Source organism: Saccharothrix longispora, assembly GCF_031455225.1.
Classification (GTDB): Bacteria; Actinomycetota; Actinomycetes; order Mycobacteriales; family Pseudonocardiaceae; genus Actinosynnema; species Actinosynnema longispora.
On record NZ_JAVDSG010000001.1, the window covers coordinates 6,627,058 to 6,640,466 of the forward strand.

General features: G+C 73.8%; 12 protein-coding genes. 6 read left to right on the forward strand and 6 right to left on the reverse strand.

All coding sequences use genetic code 11. The annotated features are described in order from the left end of the window. Positions 1-97: 97 nt before the first annotated feature. Positions 98-1,267 carry a sensor histidine kinase gene (locus J2S66_RS28420; RefSeq protein WP_310310418.1) on the forward strand — a complete coding sequence of 390 codons (1,170 nt, stop codon included), beginning with the start codon at positions 98-100 and terminating at the stop codon, positions 1,265-1,267. An 89-nt stretch (positions 1,268-1,356) separates the two neighbouring features. Here J2S66_RS28420 and J2S66_RS28425 read toward each other — a convergent pair whose 3' ends face one another. Then, complete coding sequence (locus J2S66_RS28425; RefSeq protein WP_310310420.1) at positions 1,357-2,337, reverse strand: hypothetical protein; 981 nt, start codon at positions 2,335-2,337, stop codon at positions 1,357-1,359. Between the two features lie 212 nt (positions 2,338-2,549). Here J2S66_RS28425 and J2S66_RS28430 point away from each other — a divergent pair, with 212 nt between their 5' ends. Further along, positions 2,550-3,851, forward strand: coding sequence for an amidohydrolase family protein (locus tag J2S66_RS28430; protein ID WP_310310422.1), 1,302 nt, complete (start codon positions 2,550-2,552; stop codon positions 3,849-3,851). A 64-nt stretch (positions 3,852-3,915) separates the two neighbouring features. Further along, positions 3,916-4,413 carry a hypothetical protein gene (locus J2S66_RS28435; protein ID WP_310310424.1) on the forward strand — a complete coding sequence of 166 codons (498 nt, stop codon included), beginning with the start codon at positions 3,916-3,918 and terminating at the stop codon, positions 4,411-4,413. A 4-nt stretch (positions 4,414-4,417) separates the two neighbouring features. Here J2S66_RS28435 and J2S66_RS28440 read toward each other — a convergent pair whose 3' ends face one another. The 3 genes from J2S66_RS28440 to J2S66_RS28450 form a co-directional block, all read right to left on the reverse strand. Next, positions 4,418-5,101, reverse strand: a complete 684-nt coding sequence (locus tag J2S66_RS28440; RefSeq protein ID WP_310310426.1) for an SDR family oxidoreductase — start codon at positions 5,099-5,101, stop codon at positions 4,418-4,420. Between the two features lie 82 nt (positions 5,102-5,183). Next, positions 5,184-7,205, reverse strand: a complete 2,022-nt coding sequence (locus J2S66_RS28445; RefSeq protein ID WP_374726219.1) for a PhoX family protein — start codon at positions 7,203-7,205, stop codon at positions 5,184-5,186. A 205-nt stretch (positions 7,206-7,410) separates the two neighbouring features. Next, complete coding sequence (locus J2S66_RS28450) at positions 7,411-9,441, reverse strand: PhoX family protein (RefSeq protein WP_310310431.1); 2,031 nt, start codon at positions 9,439-9,441, stop codon at positions 7,411-7,413. Between the two features lie 161 nt (positions 9,442-9,602). Between J2S66_RS28450 and J2S66_RS28455 the strand changes: the two genes are divergently transcribed. From J2S66_RS28455 to J2S66_RS28465, 3 genes are all read left to right on the forward strand, one after another. Beyond that, positions 9,603-10,250 carry an HAD family hydrolase gene (locus J2S66_RS28455; RefSeq protein WP_310310433.1) on the forward strand — a complete coding sequence of 216 codons (648 nt, stop codon included), beginning with the start codon at positions 9,603-9,605 and terminating at the stop codon, positions 10,248-10,250. A 10-nt stretch (positions 10,251-10,260) separates the two neighbouring features. Beyond that, complete coding sequence (locus tag J2S66_RS28460; protein WP_310310435.1) at positions 10,261-10,989, forward strand: SDR family NAD(P)-dependent oxidoreductase; 729 nt, start codon at positions 10,261-10,263, stop codon at positions 10,987-10,989. A gap of 95 nt (positions 10,990-11,084) precedes the next feature. Next, positions 11,085-11,651 (forward strand): DUF4232 domain-containing protein, encoded by a 567-nt coding sequence (locus J2S66_RS28465; RefSeq protein ID WP_310310437.1) that lies wholly within the window; start codon positions 11,085-11,087, stop codon positions 11,649-11,651. A 67-nt stretch (positions 11,652-11,718) separates the two neighbouring features. Here the strand turns inward: J2S66_RS28465 and J2S66_RS28470 are convergent, their stop codons facing one another. Both J2S66_RS28470 and J2S66_RS28475 read right to left on the reverse strand, forming a co-directional pair. After that, positions 11,719-12,810: an inositol-3-phosphate synthase gene (locus tag J2S66_RS28470; RefSeq protein WP_306744074.1), complete on the reverse strand. Its 1,092-nt coding sequence runs from the start codon at positions 12,808-12,810 to the stop codon at positions 11,719-11,721. Between the two features lie 29 nt (positions 12,811-12,839). Beyond that, complete coding sequence (locus tag J2S66_RS28475) at positions 12,840-13,385, reverse strand: PadR family transcriptional regulator (RefSeq protein WP_310310441.1); 546 nt, start codon at positions 13,383-13,385, stop codon at positions 12,840-12,842. Between the last annotated feature and the right edge of the window lie 24 nt (positions 13,386-13,409).

A 13,409-nucleotide genomic window follows, 5' to 3' on the forward strand; every position in this document is an offset into this window, starting at 1 on the left:
TGTGTTTCGGCGGGCATTCGGGTCAGCCTCCCGGTGGATGGCCCGCCCGACCGGGGGCGGACGCGCGATCCACCCCGAGCACCTACGGTGGTGTGCCGTGGAGAGCACTCACCTCGGGTGGCGCGCGCTGGCCCGCCGCCAGTGGCCCCTGGCGTGCGCGTTGCTCTTCTTCCTCGGCACGGGGCAGATCGGCGACGCGGGCTGGTGGCAGCTCCCCGGCACGGCCGTGGTGTGCGCGCTGGCCGTGCTGGCGCCCCGGCGGCCGTTCGACGCCGCGCTCGCCGCCGCCACCGCCGTGCTCGCCGGGTCCGTGGTGCTCGGGGCCGCCGGGCAGTCGCCCGCGCTGCCCGTGGTCACCGGCCTGGCGATCTCCGAGACGGCGGCCGTCATGGCGATCGTCGCCGTGGTCGTGCGGCAGTCCCCGTGGCCGCGCGCGGTGGTCGCGGTGGTCGCGCTCGTCACGGCGGCGGCGCTGTCCGGGCCGCTGCGGCCCAACTACTACCTCCAGCACTGGCCGGACACCGGGTACGCGGGACCTGAGGTGTGGCAGCAGGTCCTGGGCGGGTCGGTGCTGCTCGCGCTGTCGATCGGCACCGGGCTGTACTTCCGGGCGCGGGACCGGGAGCGCGCGACGGCGGTGCGCGCCGAGGTGGCCGCGGCGCAGCACGCGGAGCGGATGGCGCTGGCGCGCGAGCTGCACGACGTGGTCGCGCACTACGTCACCGGGATCGTGGTGCACGCGCAGGCGGCGCAGGCCGTGCCGGCGGCGGCGCAGGAGGTGCTGCCGATCATCGTGGACAGCGGGAACGAGGCGTTGACCGCGATGCGCCGGCTCGTGGGCACGCTGCGCGGCGCGGAGGCCGAGGCGCCCTCCCCGGCCGCGACCAGCGACCTGGCCGACGACGTGCGCGGGGTCGTGGAGCGGTCCGGTCAGCCGGTGCGCCTGCACGTGGACCTGCCCCACGCGGTGCCGCCGTCACTCGGCCGGTCCGTGCTGCGGCTGGTGCAGGAGTCGCTGACCAACAGCCGGAAGCACGCCGAGGGCGTGACGGCGGTGGACGTGTCCGTGTCCGTGTCGGAGGGGCGGGTGCACGTGGTGGTGGCCGACGACGGCCGCGCGGTGAGGACCGCCCCGGTGGGCGGATCCGGCGGGTACGGCCTGGTGGGGATGCGGGAGCGGGTGGAGCTGCTGGGCGGCCGGTTCAGCGCGGGTGGGCGGTCGGGTGGCGGCTGGGAGGTCCGCGCCGAGCTGCCGGTGGCCGAGTGAGCCGGGCGGTGGCCCCCGCCCACCTGATCCCGCCCACCTGATCCCGCCCACCTGATCCCGCCCACCTGATCCCGCCCACCTGATCCCGGCTACCTGATCCCGGTCCTGGGTTCGGGCAGGTCGGCGGGCAGCGGGTAGGTGAACGCCCGGGCCGGGTCGTCGAGCGCCAGGTGGCGGCCGCTGAGGTGCCGGCGGGGGCGTTGGGCGGGGATGGTGACCCCGGCGGCGGCAATGGCGGCGCGCAGGTCGCCGACCAGTCCCTCCAGCTCGGCGATGCGGGCCTCGTAGCGCGCCTGGGCGTCGCGGTGGGCGCGGACGACGGTCCAGAGCAGCTGGTAGCTGCTGCGCTCCGGGTCGGCCTGCGCGGGGGCGGGTGTCGGCTCCGGTGTCAGCCCGGGTGTGGGCCCGGGTGTGGGCCCGGGTGTCGCGACCAGGGTCACGGCGCCTTCGGCGGCGACCTGCTCGACAGTCGCCTGCTCGACGGCGATCGGCTCGACGGGCAGCGCCCCCTCGGACGGCGACCCCGCCATCGGCTCGGAGTCAGCCGGCTCGGGGGCAGTCGGCTCGGGGGCAGTCGGCTTGGAGTCAGCCGGCTCGGGGACCTGCTCGGCGGGACGCAGGCGGTGCTTCCTCGCCCACTCCGGACCGCCGATCAGGGCCGTGCTCACCTCGCCCGCCCCGGGGCGGAGCCAGGCCGGCCGCGACCGCGGGTCCGGGGTGCCGCCCGACGCCAGCGTGTGCAGGTAGCGGGCGGTGGCCAGCACCTCCGGCGCCCTCGCCGGGTCCACCGCCGCCCTGATCACCGCGGCCACCCGGTTCCACGGCGGCCGGCCCCCCGGCCTCGCGTCGGGGCCGATCCAGCGGCCCACCTCGGCGCGCACCGCGCCCAGCGAGCGGTTGTGCGCCCAGTGCCTGCGGTCCCGGGCCGCGTGCTTGAGGACCCTCCGGTACGCGGAGCTGAGCCGGCCGTGCCCGTCCGCCAACTGCACGACCAGGTACAACGCCAGCCAGCGGTGCTCGCGGGACAGGTTCGGGTCGGTGAAGTCCGCCTCCGACCGCAGTACCGCCACCACTCGCTGCTCGCGGGCACCGGTTCCGGCGCCGCCACCGTCCTGAGCCACCACCGTCGCCCCTTCCACGCATCCGTCGAGACCGCTTTCGGACGCTACGGCCGATCCCGGCGGCGCACGCGCCCAGACGGTCAAACCCCCTTTTCGTGTCACCCGGCCGCGCGAGCGCCGGCGCTGGGTGTCAGCCGATCGGGTGGGGCAGGATCACCCCCATGTCGTTGCGCCTGCACGCCCCCGTCGTCCTGCCCTGCGATCCCGGTTGCTCCGTCCTGCGCGACGCCGTGGTCGACGTCGTGGACGGCCGGGTGGCGTTCGTCGGTCCGAGGACCGATGCCCCCGAGTTCACCGGCGAGGTCCGCGAGCTGACCGGCATCCTGCTGCCCGGCCTGGTCAACGCCCACGCGCACAGCCCGATGGTGGTGCTGCGCGGCCTCGGCGGCGACCTGCCGCTGCTGCGCTGGCTGCGCGAGGCCATGTGGCCGGCCGAGGCGAAGATGAAGCCCGAGGACATCGGGGCGGGCATGCTGCTCGGCGCGGTGGAGATGCTGCGCAACGGCGTGACGACCAGCGCGGAGATGTACTTCCACGGCGAGCAGCTCGTGGACGCGGTGCTCCGGGCCGGGTCCCGGGTGCTGTTCGGCGCGGCGATCATGGACCTGCCGGGCATGCCGTGGCGGCCGATGACGGACGAGATCACCCGGTGGATCGACGCCGACGGCCTGCGCTTCGGCCCGGACGAGCGGATCGAGCTGAGCTACGGCCCGCACTCGGCGTACATCCTGTCCCCGGAGGCGCTGGGCGAGGTGGCGGGCGAGGCCCGGGAGCGCGGCGCGCTGCTCCAGATCCACGTGGCCGAGTCGCCCGAGGAGGACGTGGCCCAGCGCGAGTCGCACGGTTCGGTGCCGCGGCTGCTGGAGCGGGCGGGCGTGCTCGGCGGGCGGGTGCTGTCCGCGCACTCCGTGCACCTGTCGACGGAGGACGTCGCGATCTACGCGAAGCACGGCGTGGGCGTGGCGCACTGCCCCGGCTCGAACACCAAGCTCGCCTCCGGCATCGCGCCGATCCGGTCCTACCTGGACGCGGGCGTCAAGGTCGGCCTGGGCACGGACGGCCCGGCGTCCAACGACGACCTCGACCTGTTCGAGGAGGCCCGGCTCGCGGCGCTGCTGGCCCGGGTGACCGCGCTGGACGCGACCGCGATGCGGGCGGCCGACGCGCTGCTGCTGGCCACCCGGGGCGGCGCGGCGGCGCTGGGCCGCGACGACCTGGGCGCGCTGGAGCCCGGCCGGTGGGGCGACGTCGTGCACGTCGACGTGGACGACCCGGCGTTCGCGACCGGCCTGGACGCGCCGGACGAGCAGGTGCTGGCGAACCTGGTGTGGGCCTCGGGCACGCGGCGCGTCAAGGACGTGTGGGTGGCCGGCAGGCAGGTCGTGGCCGACGGCGAGACCACCGGCGTGGACCGGCACGAGGCGCAGGCAGGCGTGCGCGCCGTGTCCGAACGGCTCCGCTAGGCAACAGATCGGCCCCCGGTGGCGTCTTGGAGAGGACGGCCGCACCCCACCGGGAGGACGCACGATGACCCGCAGGACGTTGACCGCCGCGCTCGTGCTCGCCTCCCTGGTCGCGGGTGCGACGCCGGTGGTCGCGGCGTCGGGGGCGGACCCCCGGCGGGAGGCGGCGGCGCGGTTCGCCGAGCGCCAGGTGCTGCTGGTCCGGCGGTTGGTGCCCGGATCGGCGGACGTGGTGGTCGGCGACCGCACCCGCGGCGCGGGGCACGTCGCCACCGAGGTGCGCTTCACCACCCCGCGCGGCCCGGACGGGCTGTCCGTGCGGGTGGACGCGCCGGGCCGGTCGACGCCGGCCGGGGTGTGCGCGGCGGCCCGGTGCACGGGCGCGGTCGGCCAGCACGACGGCGGCCTGGTGGTGTTCGCCGTGGGCGCGGGCCGGCGCGCCGCCCACGGCTTCCGCGGCAACGGCGAGGTCGTGTCCGCGTCGGTAGCCGCGTCCTCGTCGGTGGCGGACCGCGACCTCGCGTGGTTCGCCACCGACCGGGTGCTGACCTTCGCCGACTGACCGGTCAGGGCCGGGGGCGCGGCCGCACCACGACCTCGGTCACGTGGGCGTCCTCGCCCGCGAGCACCGCGCCGAGCACGGCGGCGGCCACGGACTCCGCCCGCAGGTACAGGTTCGGCTCGTAGTCGCCGCTCTCCTGCTCGCGGACGCCCCGCTGCATGGGGGTGTCGACGCGGCCCGGGTGGACCGACGTGACGCGCACGTCCTCCTCCTCGGCCCGCAGCACGTCGGCGTAGGCGCGCAGCGCGAACTTGCTGGCCGCGTAGGCGCCCCAGTTCGGGTTGGCGCGCAGGCCCGCGCCGGAGTTGACCAGCACGACGTGGCCGCGCGCGGCGCGCAGGAGGGGCAGCGCCAGCCTGGTCAGCTCGGCGACCGCGACGACGTTGAGGTCGAACGTGCGGCGCCACGCGTCGGCGCCGGTGTCGGCCAGCGCGCCGAGTTCGGCGATGCCCGCGCTGTGCACGAGGACGTCGAGGCGGTCCAGCGGGGACACCGCGCCGGCGAGCGCGTCCGGGTCGGTCAGCTCGACGGGCCACGGCCGGGCGCCGCCCAGCTCGTCGGCCAGCGCGGCGAGCGCGTCGGTGTCCCGGCCGCCCAGGAGCAGGTCGTGCGTCGGCGCGAGGGCGCGGGCGGTGGCCGCGCCGATGCCGCGCGACGCACCCGTGATCAGGGCAACGGGTCGGGTCATGGGAGGACATTAACGGGCAGGGGTCCGCGCCACCGCGTCCACGTCCGCACCTCTCGGGCGCGGACCCCCGCCCACCCCCGGATCAACCGCAGATGCGGCCCTTGTCCTTCTTCCACGCCGCCACGACGGCGGGTCGCGGCTGGCTCGCGCCGCCGTCCGGCCAGTGCGACAGCGGGGTGTCGGCGGACGTGCCGTCGATCTCGCCCGGGTGCTGCACGGACACCAGGACGAAGTCGTCCTCGACGACCGGGCCGCACGTCTCCGCGCCGCGCGGCACGGTGAGGAACTGCTTCACCCGACCGCGGTACTTCCCCTCGACCGGCACGGCGAACAGGCCGTCGTTGGAGCCGAGCGCGTTGCCGTCGGTGGAGATCCACAGGTTGCCGCGGCTGTCGAACGCCACGTTGTCCGGGCACGAGATGGGCGAGACCTGCGACTTGTCGTAGCCGCCGAAGTAGGTGTCGGCGGCGTTCGGGTCGCCGCAGACCAGCAGCAGCTTCCAGGAGAACGTGGTCGCGGTGTTGTCGCCGCGGCGCTCCTCCAGCTCCAGCACGTGGCCGTGGCGGTTGTTGGGGCGCGGGTTGGGCTCGGTCGCGCCCTCCTTGCCCGCCTTGCCGCGGTCGGTGTTGTTGGTCAGCGCGGCGTACACGCGGCGGTTGCGCGGGTTCGGCTCGACGTCCTCGGGGCGGTCCATCTTGGTCGGGCCGACCTTGTCGGCGGCCTGCCGGGTGAAGACGTACACCTCCTCGGCGGTGAAACCGGGCACGAACGAGCGGTTCCCGGCGGCCAGCGGGATCCACTCGCCGGTGCCGTCGAACTCGCCGTCGGACGGCAGCGCGCCGGTGCCGGTGATCTCGGCGGCCGGGCTGTCGCCGGTGAACTTCGCGACGTACAGCGTGCCCTTGTCGAGCAACTTCTTGTTGTGCTCGCGGGCGTGCTTGCTGTTGCCGGGCTTGTACTTCTCATCGGAGACGAACTTGTACAGGTAGTCGAAGCGCTCGTCGTCGCCCATGTACGCGACCACGCGGCCGTCGCGGGCGATGATCACGTTGGCGCCCTCGTGCTTGAAGCGGCCGAGCGCGGTGTGCTTGACCGGCGTCGAGGTCGGGTCGAGCGGGTCGATCTCGACGACCCAGCCGAAGCGGTTGACCTCGTTGGGCTCCTGCGCCACGTCGAAGCGCTTGTCGAACTTCTCCCAACGGCGGCCGGAGGCGCCGCCGGACAGGCCGTAGCGGCTCAGGCGGGCCTTGGCGACCGGGTCGGTGACGGTGCCCGCGTTGGCGAAGTACTGGTTGAAGTTCTCCTCGCCGGACAGGACCGTGCCCCACGGGGTCACGCCGCCGGCGCAGTTGTTCAGCGTGCCGAGGACCTTCGTGCCGGACGGGTCCGCGCTGGTCTTGAGCAGGTCCGAGCCGGCGGCTGGGCCGGTCATCCTGAACTCGGAGGTGACGGTGACGCGCCGGTTGTACCGGCGATCGACCTTGGCGGTCAGCCTGCCGCTGCGGCGGTCGCGCTCGACCAGCACGACGGACATGCCGTGCGCGGCCCACGCGATCTCGACCTGCTCGCGGGTGGTGGAGTCGGCCTTCCAGCCGCGGAACATGGCGTCCTCGGTGCTGTACTCGTGGTTGCTCACCATGAGCCAGCGGTCGCCGGGGCCGCCGAGCGGCACCAGGCCGCAGAAGTCGTTGTTGTAGCCGAACTGCTTGGCCTGCGCGGCGGCGGTCTGCCCGTCGAAGTCGAAGGCCGGCGCGCCGGGCAGCACCGGGTCGCCCCAGCGGATCACGACGGACTGGTCGTAGCCGTCCGGCACGACGACGCGGTCCTCGGTGTTCGGGGTGACGGCGGTGAAGTTCAGGCCGTCCTTGCGGCGACCGCCCCCCAGGTCGAGGTCCGCGTCGGTGTTCCCGCGCGGCGCGGCGGCGGCGGCCGTGCCGGAGCCGAGGAGGCCGGCGCCCGCACCCGCGACGGCCAGCACCGCACCGGCCTTGAGCAGGCCGCGGCGGCGCACGACGTCACCGACGACGTCACCGAAGTAGGCGTTGTCCGAGGTGTTGGGCGCCTCGTGGGCGCACGCGTCTCCGCAGCGGAACTTGCAGGTCATCGCCGACCGCCCGAGGGGGTGGTTGGGCAGCAGGGGCAGCAGGCGCCGACCCCGATCGGTGGATGAGGACACGCGGACCTCCGATATCGCTCAGTGGGAACTGGGCGAACGTAGGAGTGCAATCCCACGCGGAGCGGACTTCGAGGTGAACGCGGGGCGAACACCTCGAAGTCCCCACCGATCGAAATCACCTGGTCACCGGGGGTCACTCCCCGATGCGACGGCCCTCCCGCCACACCGCGACCACCGACGGGCGCGGTTGCGAGTCGCCGCCGTCGGGCCAGTGCGACGCCGGGTTGTCCGCGCTCGCGCCGTCCACCTCGCCGGGGTGCTGCACGCACACCGTGACGACGCGCTCGCCGATCACCGGGCCGCACGTCTCCGCACCGCGCGGCACGGTGAGGAACGCCTTGAGGTGGCCGCGCTCCCGCCCGGCGACCGGCACCGCGTACAGGCCGTCGTTGAGGCCGCCGAGGGCGCCGCCGGAGTCGCTGGAGATCCACAGGTTGCCGTGCCGGTCGAACGCCACGTTGTCCGGGCTGGAGATCGGCGACACGCGCGACTTGTCGTAGCCCGCGAAGTAGGTGTCGGGCGACGCCGGGTCGCCGCACACCAGCATCAGGTTCCAGGAGAAGGACAGCGCGAGCGCGTCGCCGCCGCGCTCGGTCAGCTCCAGCACCTGCCCGTGCTTGTTGTCCACGCGCGGGTTCGGCTCGGTGGCGCCCTCCTTGCCCTCCTTGCCGCGGTCGACGTTGTTGCTCAGCGCGCAGTAGACGACGCCGGTGTGCGGGTGGGTCTGGATGTCCTCGGGGCGGTCCATCTTCGTGGCCCCGACCCGGTCGCCGGCGAGGCGGGTGAAGACGTAGACCTCCTCGGCGGTCATGCCGGGCACGAACGACCTGGTGCCGCTCGCCAGCGGCACCCACTCGCCGCGCCCGTCGAACCGGCCGTCGGACGGGAGCCCGCCGGAGCCGTCGATCTCGGCCGGCGGGCTGTCGCCGGTGAAGCGGGCGACGTAGAGCGTGCCCTCGTCGAGGAGGGTCATGTTGTGCCGGCGGGCGGACCTGCTGTCGCCGCGCCGCACCTTCTTCCGGGAGATGAACTTGTAGATGTACTCGAAGCGCTCGTCGTCACCGGAGTAGGCGACCACGCGGCCGTCGCCGGCGATGCGGACGTTGGCGCACTCGTGCTTGAAGCGGCCGAGCGCGGTGTGCTTGACCGGCGTGGAGTCCGGGTCGAGCGGGTCGAGTTCGACGACCCAGCCGAAGCGGTTGGCCTCGTTGGGCTCCCGGGCGAGGTCGAAGCGCTCGTCGAAGCGCTCCCACTTGCGGGTGGTCGGGTTGTCCTTGATGCCGTAGCGGGTTTCGCGGGGGTCCCCGGTGGCCGCGAAGTACTGGTTGAAGTTCTCCTCACCGGACAGGACCGTGCCCCACGGCGTGACGCCGCCCGCGCAGTTGTTGAGGGTGCCGAGGACGCGCGTGCCGGTCGGGTCGGCGCCGGTCTTGAGCAGGTCCGAGCCGGCTGCGGGACCCCGCAGCTCGAACGGCGTGGTGGCGGTGATGCGGCGGTTGTGCGGGGAGAACCGCGGGGTGAGGCGGCCGTCGCGGTCCTGGTCGACGCGGAGCACGGACAGGCCGTGCGCGGCCCACGCGACCTCGACCTGCTCACGGGTCGGGTTCGCCTCGTCGTAGCCGCGGAACATGAACGGCTCGCCGGTGTACTCGTGGTTGGTGACCAGCAGGTTCACCCGACCGGTCGGGTCGAGCGGCAGCAGCGCGGCGAAGTCGCAGTTGTAGCCGAACTGGCGGGCCTGCGCGGCGGCGGTCTGGTGGTCGAAGTCGAACGCCGGCGCGTCCGGGAACAGCGGGTCGCCCCAGCGGATGACGACGGCCTGGCGGTAGCCCTCGGGGACGACGACGGCGTCGAGGGTGTTGGGCTCGACCGGTCGGAAGTCCAGGCCGCGGGCGGGGTGGTGCCGGTCGGCCCCGGTCCCCTCGGCGGGGGGCGCGGCGTGGGCGGGCGCGGCGTCGGCGGCGGCCGTCGCGCCCGTCGCGGTGAGGGCGGCGCCGAGGACGACACCGGCCTTGATGGCGCTCCGGCGGTCGAGCAGGTCGCCGAAGTACGGGTTGCCCGAGGTGTTGGGCACGTCGTGGAAGCACGCGTCGCCGCAGCGGTACCGGCAGGTCACCGCCGCGCGACCGGGGGAGTGGTTGGCGAGCAGGGGCAGGTGTCTCACTCGTGCGCCTCCTACGGTCAGTCCGGGACCAACCGACCGTAGGCCGGCGTTCACCGGTTGTTAACCCACGAGTTCCCCGGCGGCCCGGACGGCGTCGACGGGCCGCCCCCGACGTCCGGTCGGCGCGGTGGAGCGGGCGCGCTCGCACTACGGTCGGCGGTGTGGATGCGGTGGTGTTCGACCTGGACGGCGTGCTCGTGGACTCCGAGACCGTGTGGGACGAGGTGAGGCAGGCGTTCGCGACGGCGCACGGCGGCACGTGGACCCCGGCGGCGACGCGGGCGATGCAGGGCATGAGCACCCCGGAGTGGGGCGCCTACCTGGTCGAGGAGGTCGGCGTCCGGCTGTCCCCGGAGGACGCGGCGGCCGGCGTGATCGCGGAGATGGACCGCCGCTACGAGGCCGGTCCCCCGGTCCTGCCGCACGCCGTGGACGTGGTGCGCGCCGTCGCCGCGAGGTGGCCCGTGGCCATCGCCAGCTCGTCGCCGCCGAGCCTGATCACGGCGTTCCTGCACGCGACGGACCTGACCGGGGTGGTGCCCGTGGCGGTGTCCAGCGAGGCGGCGGGGGCGGGCAAACCCGCACCGGACGTCTACCTGCTGGCGTGCGCGCGGCTCGGCGTGGAACCGACCCGCAGCGCCGCCGTGGAGGACTCGACGAACGGCCTGCGCGCCGCCCTGGCCGCCGGGATGGCGGTGTACGCGGTGCCGAACCCCCACTTCCCACCCGCCCCGGAGGTGCTGGCGGAGGTGACGGTGCTGCGCGGGATCGAAGACCTGCCGGGCGCGCTGGGGGTGCCGCGGTCCTAGCGTTCACCCCATGGACCAACGGGTAGCGGTGGTGACCGGGGCGGCCCAGGGGATCGGGGCCCGGGTGGCGGCGGTGTTGCGGGCGGACGGGTACGAGGTCGTCGGGTTCGACCTGCGGGAGACCCCCGGCGGGGTGGTGGGGGACGTGACGTCGCCCGACGACGTGGCCCGGGTCGTCGACCGGGTCGGCGGGCGGGTCGACGTGCTGGTGAACAACGCGGGCATCTCGGGGATCGCGCCGTTCGAGGACGTGCCGCTGGAGGACTGGCAGCGGATGCTGGCGGTGAACCTCACGGGGCCGTTCCTGCTCACGCAGGCGCTCGGACGGGTGATGCTGGCGCGGAGCAGTGGGTCGGTGGTCAACATCGCGTCCGTCGCCGGGCTGCGCGGCGTGGCGGACCGGGCCGCCTACAACACGACCAAGCACGGGCTGATCGGGATGACGCGCACGCTCGCCGTCGAGTGGGGCGGCCGGGGTGTGCGGGTCAACGCGGTGTGCCCCGGCTGGGTGAAGACCGAGATGGACGTCGCGGACCAGGCCGGCGGGCACTACTCCGACCAGGACATCGCCGACCACGTGCCGATGGGCCGCTTCGCCTCCCCGGACGACATCGCGCAGGCCGTGTCGTTCCTCGCCGACCCCGCGCGGAGCGGGTTCGTCAACGGGGTCGCGCTGCCCGTGGACGGCGGGTGGACCGCCGACGGGTCCTGGCAGTCGCTGCGCCTCGGCAAGAGGTGAGGGACGAAAGATATGATCCGCGCCACACCGATGTGCCCGCGAGGTGGTGGTCGCGTCCTACTCCGTGATCCGGCCGACGGGGAACAGGGGGACGCGTGAGCGGGACGTGGGTGCGCGGGACGGCGGCGGTGCTGGCCGCTCTGGTCGCGGCGACGGCGCTGGTGGGCTGCTCGTCGAACTCGGGGTCGAGGTCGAAGGGCGGGTCGACTACGGTCAAGAGCACCAAGGGCGCGAACAGGACGAGCAGCGCCCGGAAGGCCACCGGGAAGTGCGCGGACCTGGGGGTGTCCACCGATCCGGGGTCGCCGGCGGCGGACGGGCAGCAGGTGCTGCTGATCGTGTTCACCAACCGGGGCAAGGACGAGTGCACCCTGGCGGGCTACCCCGGCGTGCGGCTGGACGGCGTGGACGGGCTCGGCTGGGACATCGTGCGCAGGCAGGGCACCGACTCCCCCGCGCTGACCCTGCGCCCGCAGGGGAAGGCGGCGGCCACGCTGACCTACGCGCCGCAGCCCGACGGCTGGGAGGTGCGCAAGCTGCTGGTCACGCCGCCGGACACCACCGCGACCCGGGAGCTGGCCTGGCCCGCGGGCCGCGTGCTGCTCCAGGACGCCGCGACGCACCCGGCCACCCACATCGGGCAGGTCGTCGCCTACGGCTAGCGGTCCGCGGCCGGACCACGAGGACCGGTGGCCTCCCCGCGTGGGGAGGCCACCGTCCCGAAGTGCGTCAGCGCTCCACGTCGCCGCGGATGAACGCCTCGACGGCCTCGTGCGCCGCGGAGTCCGAGTACTGCTCCGGCGGGGACTTCATGAAGTACGACGACGCCGACAGGATCGGGCCGCCGATGCCCCGGTCGAGGGCGATCTTCGCGGCGCGCACCGCGTCGATGATGATGCCCGCGGAGTTCGGGGAGTCCCAGACCTCCAGCTTGTACTCCAGGTTCAGCGGCACGTCGCCGAACGCGCGACCCTCCAGCCGCACGTACGCCCACTTGCGGTCGTCCAGCCAGGACACGTAGTCCGACGGGCCGATGTGGACGTTGCGCTTGCCCATGTCGCGGTCGACCTGCGACGTGACGGCCTGGGTCTTGGAGACCTTCTTGGACTCCAGGCGCTCCAGTTCCTTCATGTTGAGGAAGTCCATGTTGCCGCCCACGTTCAGCTGCATGGTGCGGTCGAGCTGGACGCCCCGGTCCTCGAACAGCCTCGCCAGCACGCGGTGCGTGATGGTGGCGCCCACCTGGGACTTGATGTCGTCGCCGACGATCGGCACGCCCGCGGCGCGGAACTTCTCCGCCCACTCCGGGTCGGAGGCGATGAACACCGGCAGCGCGTTGACGAACGCCACGCCCGCGTCGATGGCGGCCTGCGCGTAGAAGCGGTCCGCGTCCTCCGAGCCCACCGGCAGGTAGGAGACCAGCACGTCGACCTCGGCCTCGCGCAGCGCCGCGACGACGTCCACCGGCTGCTCGTCGGACTCCTCGATGGTCTCCCGGTAGAACCGGCCGAGCCCGTCGAGCGTGGGGCCGCGCTGCACGGTGACGCCGAGCGGCGGCACGTCGGCGATCTTGATGGTGTTGTTCTCGCTGGCGCCGATGGCCTCGGACAGGTCCGTGCCGACCTTCTTGGCGTCCACGTCGAACGCGGCGACGAACTCGACGTCGCGGACGTGGTAGTCGCCGAACCGGACGTGCATGAGACCCGGCACCTTGGTGTTCGGGTCGGCGTCGCGGTAGTAGTGGACACCCTGCACCAGCGACGCCGCGCAGTTGCCGACCCCGACGATGGCCACTCGAACGGTGCGGCGGTTGTCGCCCATGCCGAGTCCTCCTTCTTGTTCTGCTTGGTTCATTCGTCCCGCTCGCGCTGTTCGGCCTGTTCGGTCGCGATCAGCTCGTTCAACCACCGCACCTCGCGCTCGGAGCTCTCCAGCCCGAGCCGGTGCAGCTCCCGCGTGTAGCGGTCGATCCGCTCACTGGTCGCCGATAATGAGGTGCGCAGCCCCTCGCGGCGCTCCTCGACCCGTCTGCGGCGACCTTCGAGGATGCGCATCCTGATCTCGGCGGGGGTGCGGGAGAAGAACGCCAGGTGGACGCCGAACGAGTCGTCGTCCCACGTCTGGGGACCGGCGTTGGCCAGCAGGTCGGCGAACCTCTCCTTGCCCTCCGCGGTGAGCTTGTAGACCTTGCGCGCCCGGCGCCCCCAGCGGACGGAGTCCGCCTCGGGCACTTCCTCGACGATGAGCCCGCCGCGTTGCAGCTTGCGCAGCGTGGGGTACAGCGTCCCGTAGGAGAACGCCCGGAACGCCCCCAGCAGCTCGTGCAGGCGCTTGCGCAGCTCGTAGCCGTGCATGGGCGCCTCGTGCAGCAGCCCGAGGATCGCGAACTCCAGCACCGGCACCTCCCCGCCCGATGAGCC

What these genes read in the sequence shown, in the direction of transcription:
- J2S66_RS28445 (WP_374726219.1), bottom strand. Translation starts at nt 7,205, where the DNA reads ATGACCTGCAAGTTCCGCTGCGGAGACGCGTGCGCCCACGAGGCGCCC.
- J2S66_RS28460 (WP_310310435.1), top strand. Translation starts at nt 10,261, where the DNA reads ATGGACCAACGGGTAGCGGTGGTGACCGGGGCGGCCCAGGGGATCGGG.
- J2S66_RS28470 (WP_306744074.1), bottom strand. Translation starts at nt 12,810, where the DNA reads ATGGGCGACAACCGCCGCACCGTTCGAGTGGCCATCGTCGGGGTCGGC.
- J2S66_RS28430 (WP_310310422.1), top strand. Translation starts at nt 2,550, where the DNA reads ATGTCGTTGCGCCTGCACGCCCCCGTCGTCCTGCCCTGCGATCCCGGT.
- J2S66_RS28440 (WP_310310426.1), bottom strand. Translation starts at nt 5,101, where the DNA reads ATGACCCGACCCGTTGCCCTGATCACGGGTGCGTCGCGCGGCATCGGC.
- J2S66_RS28435 (WP_310310424.1), top strand. Translation starts at nt 3,916, where the DNA reads ATGACCCGCAGGACGTTGACCGCCGCGCTCGTGCTCGCCTCCCTGGTC.